20 protein-coding genes are annotated in these 22,815 nt (G+C 66.3%); 11 read left to right on the forward strand and 9 right to left on the reverse strand.

All coding sequences use genetic code 11. From position 1 onward, the window contains the following. Positions 1–106 precede the first annotated feature (106 nt). From OHB24_RS21060 to OHB24_RS21085, 6 genes are all read left to right on the forward strand, one after another. Positions 107–1,654 (forward strand): DUF2397 domain-containing protein, encoded by a 1,548-nt coding sequence (locus OHB24_RS21060; protein WP_327640790.1) that lies wholly within the window; start codon positions 107–109, stop codon positions 1,652–1,654. Further along, a complete protein-coding gene (locus OHB24_RS21065) occupies positions 1,651–2,787 on the forward strand; it encodes a DUF2398 family protein (protein ID WP_327640791.1) in 1,137 nt (378 codons plus the stop codon). Before OHB24_RS21060 ends, OHB24_RS21065 begins: the two co-directional genes overlap by 4 nt. Then, the gene (locus OHB24_RS21070) at positions 2,780–6,985 is read left to right on the forward strand and encodes a TIGR02680 family protein (protein ID WP_327640792.1); all 4,206 of its coding nucleotides are present in this window, start codon (positions 2,780–2,782) and stop codon (positions 6,983–6,985) included. The genes OHB24_RS21065 and OHB24_RS21070 overlap by 8 nt, the downstream gene beginning before the upstream one ends. Next, complete coding sequence (locus OHB24_RS21075; protein WP_327640793.1) at positions 6,975–8,198, forward strand: DUF2399 domain-containing protein; 1,224 nt, start codon at positions 6,975–6,977, stop codon at positions 8,196–8,198. The genes OHB24_RS21070 and OHB24_RS21075 overlap by 11 nt, the downstream gene beginning before the upstream one ends. A 134-nt stretch (positions 8,199–8,332) precedes the next feature. Continuing rightward, the gene (locus tag OHB24_RS21080; protein ID WP_327640794.1) at positions 8,333–8,557 is read left to right on the forward strand and encodes an ATP-binding protein; all 225 of its coding nucleotides are present in this window, start codon (positions 8,333–8,335) and stop codon (positions 8,555–8,557) included. 472 nt (positions 8,558–9,029) lie between these two features. Next, on the forward strand, positions 9,030–9,155 hold the full coding sequence (locus OHB24_RS21085; RefSeq protein ID WP_327640795.1) for a hypothetical protein: 126 nt from the start codon (positions 9,030–9,032) through the stop codon (positions 9,153–9,155). A gap of 175 nt (positions 9,156–9,330) precedes the next feature. Here the strand turns inward: OHB24_RS21085 and OHB24_RS21090 are convergent, their stop codons facing one another. Continuing rightward, on the reverse strand, positions 9,331–10,413 hold the full coding sequence (locus tag OHB24_RS21090) for a hypothetical protein (RefSeq protein WP_327640796.1): 1,083 nt from the start codon (positions 10,411–10,413) through the stop codon (positions 9,331–9,333). Positions 10,414–10,663: 250 nt separating this feature from the next. On the opposite strand from OHB24_RS21090, the gene OHB24_RS21095 reads away from it, so the two are divergent. Then, positions 10,664–11,203, forward strand: coding sequence for a hypothetical protein (locus tag OHB24_RS21095; protein WP_327640797.1), 540 nt, complete (start codon positions 10,664–10,666; stop codon positions 11,201–11,203). 478 nt (positions 11,204–11,681) lie between these two features. Here the strand turns inward: OHB24_RS21095 and OHB24_RS21100 are convergent, their stop codons facing one another. Beyond that, complete coding sequence (locus tag OHB24_RS21100; RefSeq protein WP_327640798.1) at positions 11,682–12,056, reverse strand: hypothetical protein; 375 nt, start codon at positions 12,054–12,056, stop codon at positions 11,682–11,684. Positions 12,057–12,235: 179 nt separating this feature from the next. Between OHB24_RS21100 and OHB24_RS21105 the strand changes: the two genes are divergently transcribed. The 3 genes from OHB24_RS21105 (at position 12,236) to OHB24_RS21115 (ending at position 15,080) form a co-directional block, all read left to right on the forward strand. Next, entirely contained in the window at positions 12,236–12,565 is a 330-nt protein-coding gene (locus OHB24_RS21105; RefSeq protein WP_327640799.1) for a hypothetical protein, read from the forward strand. Next, on the forward strand, positions 12,549–13,931 hold the full coding sequence (locus OHB24_RS21110) for a hypothetical protein (protein WP_327640800.1): 1,383 nt from the start codon (positions 12,549–12,551) through the stop codon (positions 13,929–13,931). Before OHB24_RS21105 ends, OHB24_RS21110 begins: the two co-directional genes overlap by 17 nt. A 279-nt stretch (positions 13,932–14,210) precedes the next feature. Then, positions 14,211–15,080 carry a hypothetical protein gene (locus OHB24_RS21115; RefSeq protein WP_327640801.1) on the forward strand — a complete coding sequence of 290 codons (870 nt, stop codon included), beginning with the start codon at positions 14,211–14,213 and terminating at the stop codon, positions 15,078–15,080. A gap of 146 nt (positions 15,081–15,226) precedes the next feature. Here OHB24_RS21115 and OHB24_RS21120 read toward each other — a convergent pair whose 3' ends face one another. Continuing rightward, entirely contained in the window at positions 15,227–15,673 is a 447-nt protein-coding gene (locus OHB24_RS21120) for a DUF4383 domain-containing protein (RefSeq protein WP_327640802.1), read from the reverse strand. Between the two features lie 322 nt (positions 15,674–15,995). Here OHB24_RS21120 and OHB24_RS21125 point away from each other — a divergent pair, with 322 nt between their 5' ends. Continuing rightward, positions 15,996–16,253, forward strand: coding sequence for a hypothetical protein (locus OHB24_RS21125; protein WP_327640803.1), 258 nt, complete (start codon positions 15,996–15,998; stop codon positions 16,251–16,253). A gap of 703 nt (positions 16,254–16,956) precedes the next feature. Here OHB24_RS21125 and OHB24_RS21130 read toward each other — a convergent pair. The 6 genes from OHB24_RS21130 to OHB24_RS21145 form a co-directional block, all read right to left on the reverse strand. Further along, entirely contained in the window at positions 16,957–17,607 is a 651-nt protein-coding gene (locus tag OHB24_RS21130) for a hypothetical protein (RefSeq protein ID WP_327640804.1), read from the reverse strand. Positions 17,608–17,866: 259 nt separating this feature from the next. Next, the gene (locus OHB24_RS21135; protein WP_327640805.1) at positions 17,867–19,306 is read right to left on the reverse strand and encodes an FAD-dependent oxidoreductase; all 1,440 of its coding nucleotides are present in this window, start codon (positions 19,304–19,306) and stop codon (positions 17,867–17,869) included. A 99-nt stretch (positions 19,307–19,405) separates the two neighbouring features. Beyond that, positions 19,406–21,430: an ATP-binding protein gene (locus OHB24_RS21140; protein WP_327640806.1), complete on the reverse strand. Its 2,025-nt coding sequence runs from the start codon at positions 21,428–21,430 to the stop codon at positions 19,406–19,408. Between the two features lie 485 nt (positions 21,431–21,915). Continuing rightward, positions 21,916–22,152: an AfsR/SARP family transcriptional regulator gene (locus OHB24_RS43340; RefSeq protein ID WP_442913998.1), complete on the reverse strand. Its 237-nt coding sequence runs from the start codon at positions 22,150–22,152 to the stop codon at positions 21,916–21,918. After that, positions 22,046–22,450 (reverse strand): bacterial transcriptional activator domain-containing protein, encoded by a 405-nt coding sequence (locus OHB24_RS43345; protein WP_442913979.1) that lies wholly within the window; start codon positions 22,448–22,450, stop codon positions 22,046–22,048. Before OHB24_RS43345 ends, OHB24_RS43340 begins: the two co-directional genes overlap by 107 nt. Next, positions 22,422–22,706, reverse strand: a complete 285-nt coding sequence (locus OHB24_RS21145; RefSeq protein WP_327640807.1) for an AfsR/SARP family transcriptional regulator — start codon at positions 22,704–22,706, stop codon at positions 22,422–22,424. The genes OHB24_RS43345 and OHB24_RS21145 overlap by 29 nt, the downstream gene beginning before the upstream one ends. Positions 22,707–22,815 lie beyond the last annotated feature (109 nt).

Below are 22,815 nucleotides of genomic sequence, written 5' to 3' on the forward strand. Positions count from 1 at the left end.
GCCTCGGACGAACGCGCAGTGCCCGAGGTCGCGCCATTTTGCTGACCTCGGACTGGACGACACCGCTCGGCGAGCGGGTGACGTTGCGTAGCCGTAGGATCCGGCTATGGCCGATGGCGGCGACGAGTTCGGACCCCTTGACGAGGCGACGGACACTTGGGCGCTCGCCGGTTTGCCCGGACGGGCGACGGTGCCGGCGTATCTGGTTTCGCGGTATGCCGCGCAGTACCGCGTGATCGTCGACATCCTGCTGGCCGAGCAGGACAACAGTCTGACCGGGCTGTCGTACGACGAGGTTGCGGCGGCTGCCTCGGCCCACCTTGCCCGCGCGCTCACGCCGGAGGTCGCCGACGAGCTGATCGCGGACTGGAATCTCGAGCAGCGGCTGGAGCAACTCGAGGACTGGAAGGTCGTCACTAGTTGGCAGGAGGCGGCGAGATCGGGCGAGGACTTTCTCCGCCGCCGGGATCGCTATCAGCTGACGCCGGCCGGAGCCCGGCTGCACAGCTTCTGGACCGATCCCCAACTCCTGGATGACGCGAGTGACGGCGATCTGACGCTGGCGCCTCGAGCGATCCACGATCGGTTGGCGGCGTTCGCCGACGCTGTCCGCGATCAACGGTTCGTCGACGCGGCCGGGGAGTATCAACAGGTGACGGCGCTGCACCACGCGATGGCGAACGCGGCGCGCCGCTGGCAGCGCGGCCTGGCGCACGCGCTGTCGGGCGGACCCGACGAGGCCAAGCAGGATCTGCTGTGGCGAACTCTGCAGGCGTACGTTGCCATGTGGGGTGAACAGGTCGACGTCAACAGCCCGCGGATCGCCGAGCTGATCGAGGACCTCGACCCCGAGCTCGACGTACCGGTTTGGCGGGCTTGTGTCCGGGCGTCGCTCGCCGATGACGCTCCGGACGATCTGGTCGTGGAGCATTGTGAGCGGTGGGCACGGACCTGGGGTGCGCTGGGCTCGTGGTTCGTCGGGCCGTCGGCGCAGGCGAGGCGGCTGCGGCGGCAGTTGCGGGATCTGGTGGCGCCCTGGGCACGGAATATGTACATCTTGATGGACAGCGCCGGCGTCATCACCCGGCGTCCGGAACTCCTTCGCCTCGCCGCCGCGATCGAGCAGGCCGAGTCGGACGACGACGCCTGGCGGATCTGGGACACCGCCGCAGGGATGTTCTCGGCCCGGCATCTCCTCTTGCCGGCCGAGCAGGCCGACGACTCGGCGCTGAGCTGGTCGGAGGCGCCGCCCGCGCCGGTGACCGCACGCTTTCGGCAGCAGGGGCCGCGGGCCGCGGTCGGTCGTCGCGCGAAGACGCCTGACTACTCCCTCGGCAAGACGGCTGCGCGCCGTGGACGGCTGGCCGCGCTGGCGGCTCGCCGCGAGGCGGAGGCCGCGTTGCGACGGCGTTCGGGTACGGCGCTGGCGACCTGGGAGTCGCTGAACCGCGCGGAACTGGACCTCCTGCTGGAGTTTCTCGGTGCGGTGCGCCGAGCGGGCACAGGGCAGGACGGTGTGCGCGCCGCGGTCACGGCTGACGGCCGCTGGAAAGTCCAGCTGAGGCCCACTCGAAGCGACGATGCAGCGGTCCTGGAGACACCGGACGGGACCCTCGTGCTGTCGAACTGGATCTTCGAGGTGGCGCCGGCATGACACTGGAGCGCCTCGGAAGGCAACGTGCCTTCGTCGGTCTGCTGCGTCATCCTGTGGTGACGCGCTCGGAGCACGCTGAGCTGTGGCCGGTTGTCTACCGCCATCGGGACGTGCTGTCCGACTGGTTCGTGAACCGGCTGGGCTACCGGTTGGTGATGACAGACTCCGCTGCGCGGCTCTATCGGCTCCCATCAGATGCCCCAGTCCTGTCTCCGGTGCCGATCGAGCGGCCGTCGCGCCGTGTCTTGGTTCTGGCGATTCTGGCGGCTGCGGCAGCAGAGGACGCCGAGGACATCTCGAGCACCCAGGAACTGTCGGACCGGGTCCGCGTGCTGAGTCGGCAGGAGGAAGCGGGACTGGCGCCGTACCAGCCTGACCGGTATGCGGAACGCCAACTGTTCGTCAAAGCCCTGAGAGTCTTGCAGGGTATGGGCGCGTTGCGGCCGATGACGCCGTCGACCGCAGATGCGGGTGATGGATGGGCGCAGCAGCAGGATGCCGTCGGAGATGTGTTCGACGTCGACCGGGAGCTCCTGCTGCAACTCATCGATCCGGTCTGCCTGCGTACGGCGGTCGACAGCGGACTCGCCGACGAGCAGGAGCCGTCGCCGCGGTACGGCGTACTCCGGCGGCTGCTGGAGTTGCCGGTGTGCCTGTACCAGGATCTGACGGAGGCCGAGCGTACCTATCTGGTGAGCCAGCGGCGCCGGCTGCTGTCGTGGTGCGAGGAGATGACTGGTTGGACGCCCGAGGAGCGTGCCGAGGGCATTGCCCTGGTGACGGCGGATCCGGAGGACAGCGACCTTCCGTTCCCGCGGTTGCGGACGGTGGACTTCACCACGCTGATGATTCTGGACGTGTTGCTGCGCGACGTAGGGCCGGGGGAGACGTTCGACCTCAATCGACTCGAGCGTGCGGCCGTCGACGTGACCGTGCGGTATCCGCGGGCAACGACTGTGCAGTTGCAGGCTGAGGGTGCGATGGCCGCGGCCGCTGTGGAGACGTTGTGCGCGCTCGACCTTCTGCGGGCGTCGGAGGGCGTGTTCGAGCTGACGCCAGTCGCGGCGCGATTCCGTGATCCTGCGGTTGTCGAGACCACCGCGCTTCTCGACCTGGGATCCGACGATGACTGAGTCTGCGGAGGACCGCCGGTTCGACGGCGCCGAGTGGCTGAGCGCGGCGGCGGGTGACGGCCTGCCCGTGCCGGTGCTCCGGCGATGGCAGCCGCTGCGGGTGGGCATCGTGAACCTGTGGGAGTACGACGTTGTCGAGTTCTGGTTCGCCGATGGACGACTGGTCCTGCGTGGCGGCAACGGTGCGGGTAAGACGAAGGTTCTCGAGCTGACCACGCTGATGCTCCTGCGTGGAGAGATCTCGCCGTCGGTTCTGGACCCGTTCGGATCGCAGCACCGCAGCATGCGCTTCAACCTGCTGCCGACCGGTGAGGCGGACGATCCACGCGAGCTGACCGACTCAGGGCTTGGCTACGCCTGGGCCGAGTTCGGCCGCGTCGACGAGCACGGCGAACCGCAATACTTCACCTGCGGCCTCGGCGCGAGCGCGAAGCGGGGCACTGGGACAGGCGGGGTCAAGACCTGGCAGCTCCTGACCCGTCGGCGGATCGGCCGCGATCTGGAGTTGTCCCGGGTCGGGCGGCCGCTCGAGGAGACGGAGCTGAAGAAGGAGCAAGGGATTCGGGTCCTGTCGAATGCCGGACAGTACCGCACGCTGCTGGCTGACGAGCTCTTCGGCATGGATGCCGAGGCGTATCACAACCTGACGGAGCTGTTGAAGCAGTTGCGCAAGCCGAAGTTGGGCGAGCGACTCGCTCCGGCGCTTCTCGAGCAGACGTTGCGGGATGCGCTGCCACCCATCGGTGGCGCGGAGATCGACCAGCTCGCGGAGGGATGGGATCGGCTGCGGCGCTTGCGGCAGAAGGTGGAAGCGACCAAGGAGGCCGCCAAGAACCTCGCGCAGTTCACCCGCTACTCCTGGCGGCCGTGGGCCTCGACGGTCACCTGGCGTCGCGCCGACCGCCTGGCGACGGCGACCGACCAACTGTCGGAGACCACACGGCTGCGCAGGCAGGCTGAGCAAGCTCTTGAGCGCAGCGCCGGCGAAGTCGAACGGGTGACGAAGGCGCTCACGGCGGCACGGGTGACGAAGTCCGATCGCGAGGTGGAGCAGCGTGAGCTGATCATGTCGCCGGCGTACGCCGATGCGGTATCGGCGGCGGGCCGGGTCGAGAGCCGGAAGGCCGAAGTTGCGTCACTGCGGGACCAGCTTCGCCGCGCCGAGGACCGACGGGGCCAGGCGACCGGGGCCGTTGAACGCGCCCAAGCAGCCGTTGACGATGCCCAACGCGGCATCGAGGAGGTGTCCGCTCGCGAGGCGAAGCGGGTCGGTGCCCTGACCGAGAGCGCGCGTGCCGCCGGGTTGGGCGAGGCGACCGAACAGTACCTTCCCGAACGAGACCTGGCGTCGCTGCGGAGCGCGGCAGATCGCCGTGTCGAGCGCTTCGAACATCATGTCGAGCTGCTCACGGCGTACCAGCAGGTCACGGAGCACGTTGAGCGGATCGCCGAGAGGGTCAGCGACCGGCGGCAGCAACACCGCAAGGCGATCGATGCCGAATCCCTGGCGCAGACGGCCGTCGAAGGATCGGTCGAGGCGCTTCGGTTCCGATTGCGGGACTGGGCAATCGGTCTGACCGTGGCGCGGTTGTCGCCCGAGCAGGTCGAGGACTGGTGTGATCTCGTGGCCGCGTTGACTGGTTCGGAGCCTGCCGAGACGCCAAGCGCTGCGGTGAGCGGCTTTCTCGAGCAGCAGAGAGAAGCCCTGCGGCGCGAGGAGGGCGCGGTTCACGATCGGCAACGCCCGATGGGTGCGGAGCGGCTGAAGGTCGAAGCCGAGGTTGCCCGGTTGCGGTCGACTGCTGACGAGCCGCCGACAGCCCCAGTGCTGTGGACCCGACGTACCCGCCCGGCGGTCACCGACAGCCGTGGCGCCCCGCTGTGGCAATGTGTCGAGCCGCGGCCCGGACTCGGGTCCGGACAGCTCGATCTGCTCGAGGCCGCGCTCGCGGCGTCAGGGCTCCTGGACGCCTGGATCACCCCACATGGCGTGCTGTTCGAGGCCGATGGCAACGAACCGATCGAGGTACGTCTCGAGCCGCCGGCAGGATCCGGCGCCGGTCTGGAGGCGGTCCTGACGCCCACGGCCGCGGGAGGCGTCTCGGAGGAGACGATCCTGAGTGTGCTGTCCGGAATCGGGTGGTTCGAGCGCCGTGATCACGCGCCGGACGATGGGGACTGGCTCACGGCCGACGGCTGTTGGCGAGTTGGCGTCCTGACCGGCCGGGCGGCACCGGCGCAGCAAGCGTCGTACCTCGGCGCGACCGCGCGCGAGGCGGCCCGGATGCGCGCGATCCAGGCCCACGAGAAGCGATTGGCCGAGATCCAGGCGGATCTCGACCTGCTCGACGTCGAGCTCGCGGACATCCACCGCAGGATCGAGACTGTCGAAGCGGAAGGGTTTCGGTGGATGGACACCGTACTGCGCCCCGGCGAGCGCGGTGTCATCGAGGCTACGGCCACACTGAACGCGAAGGCCAAGCATCGCGCCGAGTGCGAGGAGGCGGTGCGCGTGGCCGAGGAAAGGCAACGCGCGCTGGAAAGCCGGCTGAACGAGGCCTGGGCGGCCTTCGCCGACCAGGCGGCACAGTACGGGTTCCCGCTGGAGAACCTCGAGACCTACGCATCGGCGCTTCGGACCTGTCGCGCGGAGATCGACCGGCTGGACTCGCTGCTCGAGGTCGTACGCGAACGCCGTACTCGCCTGCGAAGGGCCGAAGACGACCGCGATGAGAAGGTTGTCGCGGTGGAGGAGGCCGCCGGGGAGGCCGAGCAGCTGTCTGGTCAGCTTCGTCAGGCGCGGATCAAGCTGCAGACCGCCGAACAGTCGGTGCACGCCGATCACCGGGAGCTGCTGGAGCTGGCCGATGAACTCACTGCGCTGCTGGAGGAACTGACTCAGTCGATCGAGTCGCTGTCGGATCAGGTCGGCGACGCGCGGGTTGCGGCCAAGGAGGCCGAAGGCATTCTCGACCAGCACGAGAACCGCCGAGCCGAAGCTGAGCGCGAACGGGACGCCGCGCTCGCCGGATGGTGGGAGATCGCCGACGCCGGGCTCATGGAACCGCTTGGTCTGCAGGTGCCGGAGCGCAGAGTTGTGGAGACCGGACGCGACGGGGCCCGGGCCGCGCGACGGGTGCTGCGGGACGTCACGGACGCCGCCGCCGAGGATCGGACGTGGCGGAAGTGCTCTGGCGACTTGCAGGCGCTCCGTCCGGGCCTCCTGCCGACCAGGGACATCCGCGTCGTGGACGACGGCCCACTACCGCTCGTGCTGGTGCTTGTCGACGGCGCGGCAGGTTGGCAACCACCTGTCGAGGCAGCTGACGCGCTGGCCGACAGCGTCCGTCAGCTCGAAGAGAAGTACGACGCCGAGCAGCGTGACGTACTGGCCAGGCTGCTCGAGTCCAACTTCATCGAACATCTCAAGGAGCGACTCGACTACGCGAAAGGCACCTTCACTCACATCAACCAGCAGCTTGCCGCGCATCCGACCCGGCAGGGCCACATCGTCCGTCTGGAACGAACGGCCGATCCGGCGGATCCGGAAGCAGTTGCCGTCGTCAACGCCCTCGAACAGGGGTACGCCGAACTCGGCACCGAGCGGCAGGAGCAGGTGCGGGCCTTCATCTCCCGAAGGATCGATGCGGCGCGCGCCGATGCGGCGGCTGAAGGTGCCAGTGACTGGAAGGACCAGCTGACCACCGCGCTCGACTATCGCCGTTGGCTACGGATCGAGCTCCAGTTCCAGGCCGGCCGCGGCGACCGATGGCGAAAGTTCGACACCGCCCGGCACGCGACGAAATCCGGCGGCGAGAAGGTCGTTCTGCTGTCCCAGCCGCTGTTCGCCGCCGCCGTGGTCGCGTACAACGCGGCCGGGCCCGAGGCGCCGCGGTGGATCTGGCTGGACGAGGCGATGACCGGCGTCGATGTGACCGTGAAGGAATCGTTCATGGGGCTCACCGTCAGCTTCGACCTCGACGTAATGCTCACCGCCCACGACGAGTGGTGCACCTATTCAACCGTTCCGGCGGTAGCGATTCATGATCTGGCGAGAGACCCGCACTTGCCAGGTGTGGACGTCGACACCTACCTCTGGTGTGGCGGGAAGCTCGGGCAAGTGGCGCCACGTCTCCGTGTGGACAAAGAGATCCCTGCCGATCCTGACTCGCTGTTCGGTGGGGACGATGACGAGTGAGCTTCCGCGGGGCCTCGCGGATTGGTGCTTGCTCGACGGGCCGTCGGCGTTGCTGGACGTCGTACGACGACGTGTCCAGCTTGGACAGGCGACCGAGACCGGGCGACTCGGCGCACTGCGGTTGACCGCTAGTCACCGCCGAGAGGTCGGGCGCCTGCTGGGGATGACATGGACGCTGTCCGACCGACCGGTACAGCTGCACGACCTCGCGGCGCGGCTGGCGGAGCACGACCTGACCGTCCGCCAGCTCGTAGAGGCGGTCCGCGGTCCAATCGAGCTTGACGTTGACGTACGGCGTACCGCTCTGCAGGTCGCGCTGGCCGAGGATGATCTTGCGTTAGCCGAACTGGTAGCGGTTGGAGTGCCCGAGGACGCCGCTCGGACCTGGCTGGCTGAGGACCGATCATTGGCCCCGTCTGGCGAGGGACTGCGGCTGGGGACGATCTGGGAGGTTGCTGCTGCTTGGGACGCCGCGCCAGGGGCCGGCGCCGCGCCGATCAGGCTGGCGCAGCTCGCGAGCCTGCACCTGCGCGACGCCCACGCACTCGACGCCGACCAGCCGCTCGGCAAGCTGGTTGCCAGGCTTGCAGCAGTCGTGCACGGCCTCGAGCGACCGACACGGGGAGGCAAGGCGTGGCGGCTTGCGTGGGCGTCCATCGGTGTTCTGTGCGACGAGGTGTCGTCCCGGGTCCTCGCGCTGAACCTTCGTCTCACTGGCGAGTCGCACGCTGTGCGGCTCTGTCAGGAGTCCACGGGGGAGCCGGTGTGGCTGACGCTCAGGTCGCTCCGTGGGGACTGGCGCGCAATCCCGCAGACGGTCTTCGTCTGCGAGAACCCCACAGTGGCCGAGGCCGCCGCCGATGCACTGGGAGTCCACTGTCCGGCGCTGGTGTGCACCGACGGTGTCGCGACCACGGCCGCTGTGGACCTCGTAGCCGGCGTGGCCGCGAGCGGATGCACCATCCATGTCCGGGCCGACTTCGACTCAGCCGGCCTGGTGATCGTGAACCAGTTGCTCTCGGTTGCTCCTGACGCCCTGAGCTGGCGCTACGACAGCAAGACGTATCTCGACCATGCATCCCCAGCTGCCCGCGACGTACGCTCCGACCTCCGCGGTGCCATGGCTGACGTCGGGACGACAATCCACGAGGAAACTCTCCTCGACGACCTCCTGACCGACCTGCGAACCCACTCGACACAAGCGCACCGCTGAGCAAGGCACCAGATTCAGCTGAAGAATCTACACCCAGCTCACCGTCGACCGTGCGCGGTGTCCCAAGGCCGCTAGGCTGGCTCTGGTGACGACTTGCGACAGCTTGGATACGAAACCGGGCGCGAGGCGAGGAGGTGGGTTCTGACGGCGTCCGACATCGCTGGCTCCCTGTCCAGGTCCTGACCGAACGGGAGGAGAAGAGCTCCGTCGCGATCGCCTCCAACGAGTCGTTCGCCGGCTTGGGCAAAAGACCTTCGCCGACCCACCGCTCCGCGATCGTCGACCGGTTCACCTTCGGCGGCAACATCATCGAGACCGGCACCGACTCCTACCGGCTCACCCACAGCCTCAACCAGTAGGCAGCGATGAACACCCACAATGGAGCCGGCGAGCCCGACGAACACCAACGAGCTCTGCGACGTCTGCGGGGCCGTGATCAGCGACGAGTCAGAGCCCTATGCCCTTGTCCCCGACTCCAGCAGGATCCACACCGCCGACCCGACGATGGATGGCAAGCGCCTCATCGTCGCCTGCAGCCAGGAGCCCCTGACTCAGCTCGAACGGGCAGTACGCCGCCCGGCGGTTCATCGACGAGGAACTCTGGATCGGGAAGATCTTCCGGGTGGTGCTCGACCAAGCAGGCGACCGGCTACAGTCCGAACAACTCACCGCGGCAACAGGGCTGACAGTCGAGGAGATCGAACAAGCGGCCCGCCTGGCACAACGCCCGCCCCAACCTGCGCCACTGGCTCCTCACCTCGGGGAACCTGTCACCAGCGGCAAACGGCGAGGGGGAGCGCTGGAGCGGTGGGAGCGGGAGGATCGCCGATCGTGGATCGGTCGATCGACCTCGACGAGCTGGTCGAGAAGTGGACGTTGCTGGATGACGAGCAGGACCTGGTGGCTGGTAAGCGTGGTGCGACCAGGCCCGGGTTCGTGTTGTTGCTGAAGTTCTAGCGGATGACTGAGCGCATTCGATCTCGATCCTTCAGTCGGGTCTGTGGCTCGACCAGTTGATTTAACTCTTCCGAGGACGGGATGGTGCTATGTCGGGCTGCACGAGATCGCAGCCCGCGATCGCGCAGACGGTAGCGTTAATGGTCTTCGGCATTGACCTCTACTCGGCAGCTCATCAGAAGTTGGTCTGCAGGTGCAGACCCATGCTCGACAGGGCCTCAACGGCGTTGACGGCGTAGTACGCCTGATAGCAAGGGCCGTTGAATCCGATGTGTCTACCGAGCTGACAACCCACTACTTCATAACCCTCAAGACCACCTGACAGGAAACCGTTGACCTGAAAGTTGCCACTGCGGTCGGAGCGGACGACCGGGCTCCCTGAATCTCCTTCCTGGACCCCGCCGGTGTTTCCTTCTGTGTCCTCCTCGATTCTGAAGCCAGGTCCGCGACGAATTCCATCCGTGTCGTACCAGTACCGATTGATCAATGCAACATATGGGGCCTGGTAAGTGTTTCCGGAAGCACTGCCGCTCACGGTAACCGCCACAAGAGGCGCTGGATTCACAGGTGTTCCAAGGACCTGTCGGGATTCTTCAGTATAGGCATCCCCCGTCCAAATCCTTGCGCCACTGCTGGTTCTTATGACTCTGATATCGTGCAGGACGTTTCGCTGGGAAGCACTCGCGACTCCGACTTCTCCGCTGTTGTAGCCGTACCACGTGCCCGCGCCGCAGTGCTCCGCCGTGGTTAGGTAAATGTTTGGCCCGGCATAGACACCAGCGCCACTTCCGCAGGCGATGTGAGTGCCGTACAGGTGCATCAACCCACCGCCATACCACGGATATCGGTCCGCGTTGCGACTGGCCAACGGCTTGATGTCTTCAATCCCGATGAACTCAATCGGCACTGCGGCATGCGCCTTCAACGCCGCGACCGCCGCCTCTGGTGCCGGCACCTTGGAACTCAATCCAATCGCCACGCCGGAGTAATCCGAGCTCGGTCCGGCGGAGGTCACTACACCCTTATTCTCCTCCAGGAGCGACCATGCAGCTGCCATCAACTCAGCCTGACTGTATGCCGCACCCCGGAAGACAACCGGCACCGGCTGTCCCGCTGCGAAACTCTTCACGCTCGCAGGAGGATCACCCTTCCAATAGACCACGACGCTCTTGCGGTCTTCGGCGACCGCAACACCGCCCCTGCTCGCGCTCGGGTTCTCCTCGAGCAAAGCCATCAATGCTTGAGCTGCCGTCTCCACCGGCGTAGGCAACACCTCGCCCTTAACCGGACCTGTAGGGTCACGCGGGTCGCCACCCAGTCGAATCGGTCCCGCCGCGGTAGCTGTTGACGCGCAAACAACTGCAGCAATCACCGCGGCAACAATCAACAGTGCCCTCTGTGCCCTGACTCTAGACATCTGGACCCCCCGCTCGACGGTAGACCCGCGTACGGCGAACGTGGTAGGGCTGAGCTGTTGCAGGTTCGTGCAAAGTGGGGAAGTGATAGCGATGGATCCCGATCGCGGCCGCGAATCGTCTGCCGGAGATCGACAGATTATCGAGGCCTGGATCAGAGACAACCCCACCATCGAGGCCCGGCTGACAGAAGCCAACGACCCAGCCGACGGCTCCTGGCGTTCCCTACGTCCGCACGGCGCCACAAGCCGCGACCCGTTCTTCATAGTCAATGTCTCAGACCATCACGAGATGGTGCGCGCCCGGGCCGAACTGGCTGTTCTAGTGACAACCCCGGAGAATCTGCGAGTCCGCCGCTGGAAACCGTCCAAGGCGGAGGTTGACCGGGTCCAGGCCTGGATCTGGGAACACAACCGACCATTCGACGAGACCAAGACCAGCGTCACCGCGACAGGCCCTCACCCCACGTCGGGTCTGCTGATGATCTCGCTAAATAGGGTGGATCGGGAGTACGCGGAAGAACTGGAAGAAGCGACCCATGGGCTCGCCTACGTGCAGCCCGAGCCGGAAACAATCATCCCGCTGCGCGCAGATGCCTCGGCGAGTGGAGATCCTCCTCACGGACGACCTTGACGGCAGCGGTCTCCCTGCCAGGCAAGGGAGACCGTGATCTTTGCGGTCGACCGCCTCGAGACCCGTGTGCCGCTGGTGACACGTTTCTTACCGGCACCCCGCCTCGGTCAGACCCGGTCAGCGGAACCGAGGCCATCGCCATACCGAGTTGCCGACGACCAGCATCCCAACCGCGGCGGCCTGACCGCCGTTGGTGGTCTCCCCATTCAACGCCGACGCTCGCCACGCTGTCATCACCACAGGTGCTGTCAAAACTCACCATCAAACCAACCCCCGAACCTAGCCCAAGTGGTGTCCAAACTCATCAGAAGACGGTGTCAGAACTCACCGGCACAGCCATTCGGCTCCCCGTGTTGACTCCAGACGCTGGTTCCGGGTCGCCCCATCGTCTACCGCACCCGCGACACCCACTGTTTTGGCAGCGACCGGATCTGGGCGACCAGAAGGTTGAAGAGCGACGTCCGCAGCGCTGGGCGCGTCAGAACAACCCCTCGTGGTTCCTTGCGAGACATGCCCGTGCGAGGGCTTTAGCCGCCTCGTCGGCAGCGTTGAGTATGAATGGTGCCTGTTGATTGTCCTTTGAACCGGCCTGGTAGAGGCGGCCGAGAACCATCCCTCCACGACGTGACTTGAGCTGGGACTCGATGACTCTGGGGACCGTCACATCGTGCAGTTTGGTGCCTTCCCGCTCGCCGTCCAGTACGACGATGTCGACCACAGCAGCGTGTGTGGCGGAAGGCGTGCCGGCCGTACTGGGTTCCGAGTCGTGGACGTAGAACAAGAGAGCCGCGTGCTGATAACCGGCCCAATCGATGCCGCTCCTCGACGATATCGGCGTTTCATCCGTGCCCACTTCTGGTCCTCTCGTTCCCTCGCTGGGTCCAGACCATACCGGCGTCGCCCGCCCAACCGCGCTCAGCCAGGTCGGCCACCAAAATTTCCTGTTGGTCCAGAACGTTGAACTCGGGTCATGCGACCTCGCCGCCATGTCTGGGCAGTCTCGCTGGTCGTCTTTTGCGAAGGAGAACTGCAATGAAGGTCTCGGATGCGTACGTGTACATCGCCGACCTGATTAGTCAGGCGGAGGCGATCCTGGAGTGTCGGGAGCGCGAGGAGCGTGGTGACTGGGCGATAACGGCGTTCAGTCGGTTCCGGATCGTGGAGTTGTTGGGGCTATCGCCGAGTACGTCGTACGGCGGTGACCTGGATGCCGATCCTGCAGCACTCCTCGAGGAGGCGGTACGAGCCGTTGACCAGCTCGTCGTACCGATCGGCAAGCTGACGTGGCACCGGGCACTGGCCGACGCCCTGAGGTGTGCGCTCGCTGACGTTCGGATGGTACAGCGTGCGCGCCACGTATGAGGATCTGCTGCAAATCTCTAGACGGCGCGCGGCAGAGGCGTACAACTCAGCCAGTATCGACACCTCGGACCCGTTCGCAGGCTGGCAGGCGACGCTGACCGCAGCCCGTCATCACTTTCGTTGGCTGCGGCACGAACTGCCTGCAAGTGACTTCATGAGCGCGGATACCTCCGCAGCGGAGGGTCCCCTCGCTGTGCTTGCACGATCGATCGGCGCCGGAGGTGACCTACTTGCATCGCAAACCCGAAGCACACGCGGCGCATGGGATGACGAGAAAGGCCTCGGGGCAGCACAAGCGGCGATGGCGGCGATCACAGACCGGGCAGCCCGCGCAGTGGTCGCGAGACTGAACCCCGCGCAGATCCACCATGACGATGCGAGCGATCGACTGTCCCGTCACCTGACTGAAGTGATCACACAGCTCAGGTCGCTTCGTAAACGCGAATCCCCTGACATAGGTGCCTTGCGCGGACTGACGACGACTCTGCCGCCGACCGCCGTCGACGAGCCGTCGCACCTGATTCTGCTGGCTGCCCGCTGGAAATCGGCGCATGAAACGACGACGCCGCGCGGCGTGCTGACGCGCGACCTCCGATCGGCAACGGCACAGTTGCGAACTGTCATCGGCTACGGTCTTCATCTCACCGCTCGGCTGGGTCAGCGCGACGCCACTGCGGAGGCAACCCGAGAGCTTGTGCATGCACTGCGAGTGGCCGGCACGGGTACGCAACGCCTTGCGCATCTGTGGCGCACTCGTCTCTCAGACCTGAACGGCCGCAGCGAGGCGCCCGCCGAATCAGCTTTCATCGAACTGATCGGAGCGCTGCGGGCCTGGATTTCTGATGGTGAGCGACTGACGCAGCCTCAGGATCTCCTGCATGATGAGCGATCTGGGGCAGTGGTTCGGGACGTTATCGACGAGCTGATGAATTCAGCTGATCGGGTGGCAAAGGTTCAGCAGGAGACTGTCGCCTGGCTGATCAGGCGTGGGCACCTGTTCGTCCCGCGTGCCGAGCTCGCGAAGCGCGACCCTGAGTTCGCCCTACGACCCCAGGTTTGGCGTCTGAGATACCCGCAGCCCGCGTGGGTCAGGACCAATCTGGCGGCATGCTTCGACGAGGTGACGGCAACTCTGGCCGAAGTCACAGATCACCTGTGTACCGCCGCACGGACGGCGCGAAGAATCGCCGGAACATCCGACCTGAGCCGCCCGTTCGGACCCGAGCACTTTGATTCACCGCCCTTCCCGACCGTGCGTGTTGAGACCCCACCAGTTGCGACGAGATCGCCACGGGGCCGGTACCGGCCGGAGTACTGGAACCTCATTCCGGAGATCTATCGAGATCTGGAAGGCCTCGAACGTTGAGCTTCCCAGACTCGGCCAGCGCGGCTCAGCTACAAGTCCTTGATGACAAACTGTCGGTGGTGGCTTGTTGACTGTCGGTACGTGGTAGGTGGGGCGACCGAGAGCAGGAGCGTGCGAATGCTGGCGAGAACGTTTGGTTCGTGTTTGCTGATTCTGATTCCCGTCGTCCTCAGTGCGGGTGCCGCATCCGCACTGATTGTGTATCCGCCGCCTGTACTCGAACGGCTGCACTGGAAGACGGCGGACCGGAACGCGTCTTGGGTGGGAACGATCTTGTGGATGACGGTGAGCTGTCTGTACATCGGCCTCACCGCTGACATGCTGTGGCGGGCTGATTGGGTCTATGGTCTGACGGTTCTGGTCTGTGCGGTGATCGCTGTCGCTGGCGTTCTCCTCCTGCCGTTCCGCAATGTTCGGAGGCATAGCGACGACGCGACTGAGACCTGGGGGATCGGCCTGGACACGGGGGAGTTGACGGCCGGGCTGCGGACCGTGGTTCGCTGGGATCTCTGGTCCGCGGTGGGCATCATGAGCCTGGTCAACGGGACGATCTGCATGCTTGCTTTGGCCAACCGTGCCAGCAACCGACTGTCGGCGGTGCTGGGCGGTGCCTTGGCGATGGCAGTCGTCACGTTCGCTGCTGTCGCAGCTATGCGGTATCTCGACGGCCGGTTGTCGGATGCGCGCTTCCTTGTCGGACTGAAGAACGCCTTGCTGCTCGCCAGCGGGTCTGGCGGAGGAGGGCCGGTCCAGCGTGTGGCGGTCGGCCGGAACGCGGAGTTGCTCGGGCCTGGCGGTGGTGATCTCATGGCGTCGCTTCCATATCTGCGGAGATCGCTGGAACGGCGCTTCGGACGGTTGCCTGCTGTCGATCCCGCGGCGAGCATCAAGGCCGCCGGGCCACTCTTCGTCCGGCTGCACGAGCAGGCCAAGTCCGATGCGCCCGTGGTGCACACGGACGAGGTCGGGCGGGCAGTCCGGGCGGTCCTTGGACGGCTCGAGCCTGACTGGGTGCAGCCCAGAGACATCTCGGACCCAGGATGGCGGCTCCGGATCACGTCGTCTGCCGGAAAGCGGATCGCGGCGATCCTGACTGTCCTGTCAGCAGCCGTTGCCGCCACAACCTCCCTCGTCGAAGCACTGAAGTAGTCCGCGTCGCCTGGCCATCCGAGCCATCAGTCCTTGACCGAGTTGCGTCGCACTGCAACGCGACCTGACCATTGCGCGAGTTTCGATACTGGAGCCTGGGAAGTCGGCCGTAACGACCAGATCGGCATCACAACCTGAGCCGTACTTCAGTGCGAGGGCGACCTCTGATGCCGCGCCGTGGCAAGGCCGGCGGTGATCGCTGAGAGAGCGAGTACGACGTGCAACCAGATACTTCCGGAGCTCGTTGGAATCAAGTCCGGCAGGATCGGATGTACCTCGAGTTGCCCGTAGCCCACGAGTACGAGGAATGCGACACCGGTCGTCGCGAGGAACGGGACGCAGTGGGCCGCGGATCCGGCGACGATGAGTGCGGCGGCGCCGAGCAGCAGATGTACGACGTTGAGTGCCAGCGACAGGTGGAAGAGTCCGAAGCGGAACGATCCGGATGCCGGGATCCAGGTGGCCAGGCTGTCGACGTACCGCGCCAATCTGGTGAGGAATCCAAAGCAGGCGAGCGAGATGAGTGCCCCCGCGAGCCAGAGCGTCGCGATCTGCGGCGGCACCGGCTTGGACCGAATGTGTGCCTGGTGCATCGGCGGTCTCCTCAGAGCGTGGGCGCGTGCGGGCGCTGGCGACGAGCATCCCCTCAGTAGTCGCCACCAGCACCCGGGCGGCGCGGACACCGGCCCCGAATTACCGGCGGACCGCACCTGCACATCGACCATAGGGCCATAACCGAGAGGATTCCGGTGGCCGTCGGCAACGTCACGAACTCTCAAAGACCGCTCAACAGAGACGCAGTGTTGGCAGCACACGCACAGGTCATTCGCCGGCCGGGGAGTCCGTCGCCTTGGTGGGGACCTGGCGGGATCGGTGTGGTCGCCCGGGGACCTTACCGCGGGATTCGATGCCGGTGTGCAGCCCGCTGGCACGGCCCAGCGCGTAGGGGTAGATGGATCTGCACCGCCCATCGTCGACCGGCTCACCTTCGGCGGCAATGTCATCGAAACCGGCGCCGAGTCGTACGGGCGGCCGCGCTCGTCTGGCGTGGCGGCCAGTGGTTTGGGGGCGACGATGCCGCGGAGTTTGATCGGGATGTCGGTGGCGGTCTTGACCTCGTCGATGGCGTTGGGTGGTGCTTTGGAGGTCAACCCGATGACGATGCTCGAGTAGTCGGGCTCGCTTGCGATGACGGTCACGATGCCGGTGTTGTTGCGATGACGGTGTCCATCGCTGCGTTTCAGTTCGGCGCGCGAGTACGGAGCCGGCTTGAAGGTCACCTGAAGTGCCTGGTCCGCTGCGAGGCCCAGCAGGTCGGCGGGGACGGTGCCCTTCCAGTACACCAGGACCGTCGTACGGTCTTTCAGAATTCGAACTCCGCCTTTGCCGGGCTCGCCGGGGTGCTCAGCGATCCAATCCGCCATCGCATGCCCAGCCGTCTGAGCCGCCAACTCCTCCAGCGGCAATTCCGTAGCTGAGTCGCGACTAAGCCTGTCACCTGGCCTGTCGTGCCTCTGCATACTGGAACACCTCCCGAATTGCGTGGTCGGGCAGCCCACCGCTCTGATCCAGCCCACGCTGCAACGGGCGCTGGTTGAGTACAACCCGTGCGTGTGGCGTTCGGTCAGGTTGTCGGAGGTTCTGCGGGTAGCCGGGCCGTCAGAGGAGGTCAGAGCCACAGGCGACGCATGAGTCAGGTGCCGATGGCGAGGACCCCGGCGCTGCTGCGAAGGAATCGGATATGGCCGATGGCGGCGGGAGGTGCCGCAAAGGCGAGCGAAGCAGCCTGCAGAATCTGAAGCGGGCCGCTCAGGGCCTGGGGAGCGACTGATACACCTGCGGCGGCCGATCGCTGAGCTGCGGGGTCACGGACGTTCTAGCCGCTCTCGAATCCCGAGTTGTAGGGAGCGGGGAGCGTGGAGGTTTGGATCACGACCCTGGCGTCGTTGAGCACCGTCACTCGCTCGGTCCAGGACTCTGCTGTTTCGGCAGGGACCCAGACTTCGACGCGGTTGATGTATGCATTCCAGCCTCCGCCGGCGCCCGTAAGACCGGGTGCCCACTGGTCCGTACTCGAGAACAGCCGGTAGCTCAGTTGCTCCAGCTCTGCTCGGGAGTATTTCACCGACTGGAATTCAACGGTGAATCCCTTGGCTGCTGCTCGGACTGAGGACTTCATCTGCTCCACCGCAGGCGAACTCCGGTCGACCGGCCCAACGAGGCGGACGACGACCGTCCGCGTGTCGGCGTCCCAGCTCAGGCCGCCATCCAGCACAGACGCTTCGCTCAGTAGTTCCGCAATCGAGTCGACTTGTGCCTGAAGGTCCGCCGTACCGGTGATGTCGATTTTCACCGGCTGATCAGTCACGCAGTCAGTGCAACCCTTCGATCGCAGCAGGTCATCGCGCTGCGGGTACAGACCGTATCCGGGATCATCCCCCGGATCCGCGCTCACGACTGGAGGCGACATCATCGCCGCCGCGACCGCCAACACCGCCAACACACCAGCTGAGATTCGCCGCATCATCTCGGCCCCCACTGCGTAGAACTTGCACGTTACCCGCGTGGCGCCCATTGGACTAGACCATCGAAGCGACATCAGCGAGGCCACCGTTCTCGCAGAATTGCTGACCGACGAGACCTGACTGGAAGTCCGGGCAACGCATTGCTGTGGCACGCAAACGGCAGCGGAGCTCGACTGGCTGTGCACGCGCAGGAAGACCGCCGCGCCGCCGACCCTCCTCGTTGCTTCATGAACTCACCAGCCCGGGGCACATCGCCTCCGACTACACGTTCGCGATGCGGGCGGTCACGCGCGGATCAGTTCCCTGTACCGCCGATACCAGGTCCTCGTGTCGGGGCGCGTCAACGGGGTAGCGGGGAGCAGGTGTCCCGAGTGCCATGACCCGCTCGAGGACGCCGGGGGTCGCGAGAGCCTCGGGCGGCATCGCGATCATCGAGCCGATCTCGGACTGTGCCCGCAGCGCGCCGGGGTCGAGCAACGCCGCGGCGTAGAGCGCGGTCGCCATTGCCCAGGACGGGTCTGGCGTGCGGTACGGCGTACCGGCCAGGTCAGCGTCGATCTCGGCGAGTCGGTGTCGGTCGAAGGTCCGAGTCGCTTCGTACCAGGGTCTCATCGCTTGCTCGGTGGCTGCGTCGAATGCGTGGACCACGCGGTCGGTTGGTGTCGTCTGGAGAGTGTCGCGCAGCAGTACGGCGTGGAGCAGACCGATCGAGGCTCCTCGGCCGATCGACGGGTTGGTGCAGGCCCACGCGTCTCCGACCGCGACGACACCAGTGGCGACGGGGCGGCTGTCCACGACGTACCTGCGGTAGCGGTCCTCGATGCCGGCGATCACCTGTACGCCGGTCAGCGGTACGCCGTCGACCCACGAATCCATGCCTGGTACGAGCGCCATGGCCCGTGACCAGGCGGTCTCCTCGCGGAGTCCGCGCAGTGCCCGGTCGCGGGAGGAGGTCACGAAGCCGACGCCCCAGGTGTTCCCGTCTCCCGGCAGGGTCAGGATGGACATCCCGTGGAAGTGTTGCAGCGGCAGCGCGGTCACCGCAGGCAGCTGGCCGTCCCGCGCACTGAAGTGGCGGCAGTAGTAGACGAAACCCGCCTCCTCGCGCTCCTCGTGCGGTCGCGGCGCGCCGGCAGCCTCGAGCATGCCAGCAATCGGTGAGCGGTGGCCGAGCGCATCCACGACGAGGTCGGCGCGTTCGGTCCCGCCGCCTGCCGTTCGGACACCCTCGACACGGACGGGCGCACCGAGCCGACGCTCTGTCACGAGGCCTGTCACCCGTACGCCGCGGCGTACGGTCACGCCTGGCGTGCGCGCGGCCACGGCGGCCAGCGCGGCCTCGACTACCGGTCTGCGCCCGGTGATCGTCTCGAACCGCTCGTCGCCGGGGTGGGCTCCGCCGGTGACGGCCTCAGGCAGCGCGCGAACGGAATTCCACCGCGCACCGCCACGGCGCTCGAGCTCGACCAGGACCTCGGGCAGTTCGGCGGCCATGGTCGCTGTCCACCGTGGCAGCATGAAGTGCAGTTGGTTGAACTGATTCACACCGCGGCGCTCCCACGTCTGCCACAGTTCGTCGTTGTCGCCGTGCGGCTCGGCCGGATCGCGTTCGAGCACAGTCGCCTGATGACCGTCGCGCGCAAGCAGCATCGCTGTCGCCAGGCCGTTGAGTCCTGCCCCCAGCACCAGAATCTCCGACATGATCCCCACCCCTGGTTTGTCCTGGATCGTTGTCCAGATCAGCCCACAGTGGTGGTTTCAGCTGCTCACCCGCCAGACCGTTCCTTGCTCACTTGCTGCTCACGGCATTGTCTCAACGGGCAGGCGATGCTCGCCGATCTCGACCATCCACAGCAGATCGGTGAGCCGCTCGTGCGCCCTGGCGAGGTGCCGCCGGTACGTGGAGAAGGGCAGGTCGAGTACTTCGGCTGCGGCTTCCTGGGTCGGTGCGGCGTGTACGTAGGTACGGTCGAGCACTCGGCCGGATGATTCGCCCCGCGACTCATGGGCTATTTGGTGGATCCCGGCGAGCAGGGTCGCGCGAAGGAGTGCGGGCGTGGCACCGTCGAGATCCAGGGCCAGGCGGGATCCCATCAGTGCGTTGGTGCGCAGTCTGTCGGGCTGACTGAGGTCGCGCAACGCAGTGCGTAGTGCCTCCGCGAAGCGCTCGCGTGACAACGGCGGCGGCCGCAGCAAACGGCGCGGCGCCGGACCGCCCTCTCCGGTGAGCTCGCGCTCGCCGAGCAGGTCGAACCACCTGTCGGGTGTGAGTCGGCGCCAGTCGATGCCGAACAGCGTGTGCCGGCGCCCGCCGAAGTCCGCCTCCAGTTTGGTGGTGAGCGCGAGGTAATGGAACACGGGACCCCAGAACTCCGGATCCGTCGTCGCAATGAAGGCCCAGGCCAGTGGCCGCGTGGTCCACAGCAGTGTCGAACTCACCGCGCCGACTACGACCGCGTACGGGTCGCGCTGGTACTGCGCTGCGCCGCCGAAGAACCGGGAGATGTTGATCTCCTCGCCGGGTCGTGCCGGTGCGGTCCGCTCGACCATGTCCAGCGCTACCCGCATGACCGGGTCACCTGCGACGAGGTCTGGGTCGGCCGGGTGGAGGGTCTGCAGAGCGAACGCGTCGATTCCAGTTGCCGACGGGACCACTGACAGTCCTTCTGGCTGGGCTGCGAGCCAGCGTGCCGCGAGGTCGGCACTCCGCGGCCCGTCGAAGCGTTCGACGATCTCCAGTACGGCGGCGTGGTCGTCGGCCCGGCCGCCCACAACGAGCCCGGTGCCGCGCTCGCGCAGAGTCCAGAACGACATCGCGAGCGGGCTACGACGGTGCAGGAACAGCTTCTGATGCGCCCACAGCCTGCGCTCGCCTTCATCGGATGAGCGCAGCGCCGCCCAAGAGTGATCGTGCAGGGCTCGGTGCACGCGGCGGTACGTCGCGGGCGAGCGTCGGCGCAGGTCGGCGTCCAGGACGTCGCGGACCAGGTCATGCGGATATACGCCGTACGTACCGCGCGTCACCCACGACCTGGTCTCGAGCCACGCCCACACCTCGGGCGCACGGCGCCCGAGCAGCTCGTCGACAAGATCCTGCGTGGTCAGCCAGGTGTGCGCGCACAGCGCCATCGCGAGGGCGTGGTCATCATCCGGCGCCTCGTCCACGAGGCGAGTCGCTAGCGCAGCCACGACATCGGGCGTGTCGGCCAAGTCGGCCGGCAGGTCTCCCGCGAGCGTGGCATCGGCCAACATGGCGAGGGTGAGCGGATGGCCTCTGCCGATGCCGGCGAGCCGCGCGCGGTGGATGCCCGGCACTCCCGCGTGCGCGAGGAGTTGCTCGCTTTCCAGGGGATCGAGCACGTCCATCGGCAGACATTCGACGACGGCACGCCATCCGGGATCGGTACGCCAGGCTTGCTGTGGCGGGTTGCGGCCGGCGAGTACGACGACGATTTCCGTCGACATCGACGCGACCAGATCGTCCCGGATCCAGCCGTCGAGATTCGAGAGCCGCTCGTACCCGTCAACCAGCAAGACCGCCGGATACCCGGACCGAACCGCCGAGGTGGCCCGGCGCAATCCGTCGCGTGATCCGTCGACATCCTCACCGTCGACTGCCACGACGGTCCGGCCGGTGCCTTCGGCGCGGACCCGAAACTGCTGCAGCAGCGCCGTCTTGCCCACTCCGCCGGAGCCGTAGACGAGAATGACACGATGCGAAGCCCGCCCTGCCAGGGCGGCGTCGAAGCACTCGAGCTCGACCGTGCGCCCGACGAACGCCTTCGTCCGCGCCGCATCCACCATGGCGGCCAGCTCCTCGGCCATTCGCTCAGCGTACGTGCCGAATGCCCAACCGTGAATGCGTAGCGGTGACAGGCCCTCATCACGGCTGTCTCGCCGCCGACTTTCTTGCCGTTGACAACCAGTACGACGGCGACGCCGCCGGGACCCAGGGTGTTTGGGTAGATTGACCGTGTAGCTACTTTCGACGACTTGACCTGAAACCTGACCAACTGCAGCCCGTTTTGCGGGGCGAAACCTTTCGGTGGGCCGCTTCAAACGGCAGTATGAGAGGCGCAAGTCCGTCGCTCCAAGGCGTCGGCAGTTCGGGGGGTTGTCCCGTCCTGGCGCAAGGACATGCCACCTCGGGCTCTCGGTGCCGGCTCGGTGCGGCGGACGTGTCCCCGGTGCCCGGGCCAAAACCAGCCGCCCCCACGCGGTACCGGGCACCGGGTCCACGTCGCTTTGCTGCCCGCCAGTCAGCGAAAACTGGCGCCAGAGCCAGAACACACCGTCCCATTTAGCAGCTGCTAGCTGACCGCCTGTTGTCTTGATCGGTCTGTCGCTGTGCATCGGTGCTCGCAACATGCCGTGCCGACCGAGTTGGACAGGATGTCGAGTTGGAGTGATCTGAGGTTCTCGCCGGGTTCGATGCCGAGTTCATCGATCAACGCGGTCCGGGTAAGACGGTAGACGTCCAAGGCAGCTGAGGGCCGCCCGCCGAGGTACCACGCGAACATCAGTTGGCCGGCGAACCGCTTGTCCAGGGATCCTGGCTATGCAATGTTCTGTCAGGGCTTCCTTCAGACGGCCCGTCTGAATCAGGATCTCGAGGCGTTCGCTCTGTAGCTGGTGGTGTAGCTCGCGGAGCTTGCGTCGCTGCGACTCGACGTACCGGCCCGCAACGCCGCCGAATGGGGCACCTTGGAAGAGATTCCGTGCCGATCCGAGGCAGGCAGCGGCGCGCGACAGTTGCCGGCTGACCGCGCTTCTGCTCTCTGCCGCGAGGGAGTCGAGTCGCCGGAGGTCCGCCTGGTTATCGCGCAGGGCGGAGCAGATAGCCACGCTCGGATCGCAGCCGGAGGTCGGGTTCAGGTCGCAGGCTGCGTATCCGATAGATGTATGAGGCAACTACCTTGACGCCTGCCGGTGGAGGGTCGTCCCAGGCTGTGGTGAGCAGTTCGTCCTTGGTGAGTTCATGATTGGCGTTCAGAGCCAGGACGGCCAGCAGACCCTGCTGACGCGGTGTTCCGAGGGTGGAGCGGTGCCGGCCGTGCCATGCCCGCGGCTGCCGGAGGAACTCGAACGTGACAACGGCCATCCCTATCACCCCTTCGCGCTCGCGTACGAGATGCGGCGGATCAATTCCGGCACCAGGTGTTCGGTTAACGGGCGCACACCGGCCGGCTGTGCGTGCCGGCGTGTCATCT

The sequence above is a fragment of the Kribbella sp. NBC_00482 genome, from assembly GCF_036013725.1.
Taxonomy (GTDB): domain Bacteria; phylum Actinomycetota; class Actinomycetes; order Propionibacteriales; family Kribbellaceae; genus Kribbella.

Excerpts from the sequence above, each read along its gene's own strand:
- OHB24_RS21105 (WP_327640799.1), top strand. The coding sequence starts at position 12,236 with ATGAAGGTCTCGGATGCGTACGTGTACATCGCCGACCTGATTAGTCAG.
- OHB24_RS21065 (WP_327640791.1), top strand. The coding sequence starts at position 1,651 with ATGACACTGGAGCGCCTCGGAAGGCAACGTGCCTTCGTCGGTCTGCTG.
- OHB24_RS21060 (WP_327640790.1), top strand. The coding sequence starts at position 107 with ATGGCCGATGGCGGCGACGAGTTCGGACCCCTTGACGAGGCGACGGAC.
- OHB24_RS21075 (WP_327640793.1), top strand. The coding sequence starts at position 6,975 with ATGACGAGTGAGCTTCCGCGGGGCCTCGCGGATTGGTGCTTGCTCGAC.
- OHB24_RS21135 (WP_327640805.1), bottom strand. The coding sequence starts at position 19,306 with ATGTCGGAGATTCTGGTGCTGGGGGCAGGACTCAACGGCCTGGCGACA.
- OHB24_RS21115 (WP_327640801.1), top strand. The coding sequence starts at position 14,211 with ATGACGGTGAGCTGTCTGTACATCGGCCTCACCGCTGACATGCTGTGG.
- OHB24_RS21140 (WP_327640806.1), bottom strand. The coding sequence starts at position 21,430 with ATGGCCGAGGAGCTGGCCGCCATGGTGGATGCGGCGCGGACGAAGGCG.
- OHB24_RS21095 (WP_327640797.1), top strand. The coding sequence starts at position 10,664 with ATGGATCCCGATCGCGGCCGCGAATCGTCTGCCGGAGATCGACAGATT.
- OHB24_RS21145 (WP_327640807.1), bottom strand. The coding sequence starts at position 22,706 with ATGGCCGTTGTCACGTTCGAGTTCCTCCGGCAGCCGCGGGCATGGCAC.
- OHB24_RS21070 (WP_327640792.1), top strand. The coding sequence starts at position 2,780 with ATGACTGAGTCTGCGGAGGACCGCCGGTTCGACGGCGCCGAGTGGCTG.
- OHB24_RS21130 (WP_327640804.1), bottom strand. The coding sequence starts at position 17,607 with ATGATGCGGCGAATCTCAGCTGGTGTGTTGGCGGTGTTGGCGGTCGCG.
- OHB24_RS21120 (WP_327640802.1), bottom strand. The coding sequence starts at position 15,673 with ATGCACCAGGCACACATTCGGTCCAAGCCGGTGCCGCCGCAGATCGCG.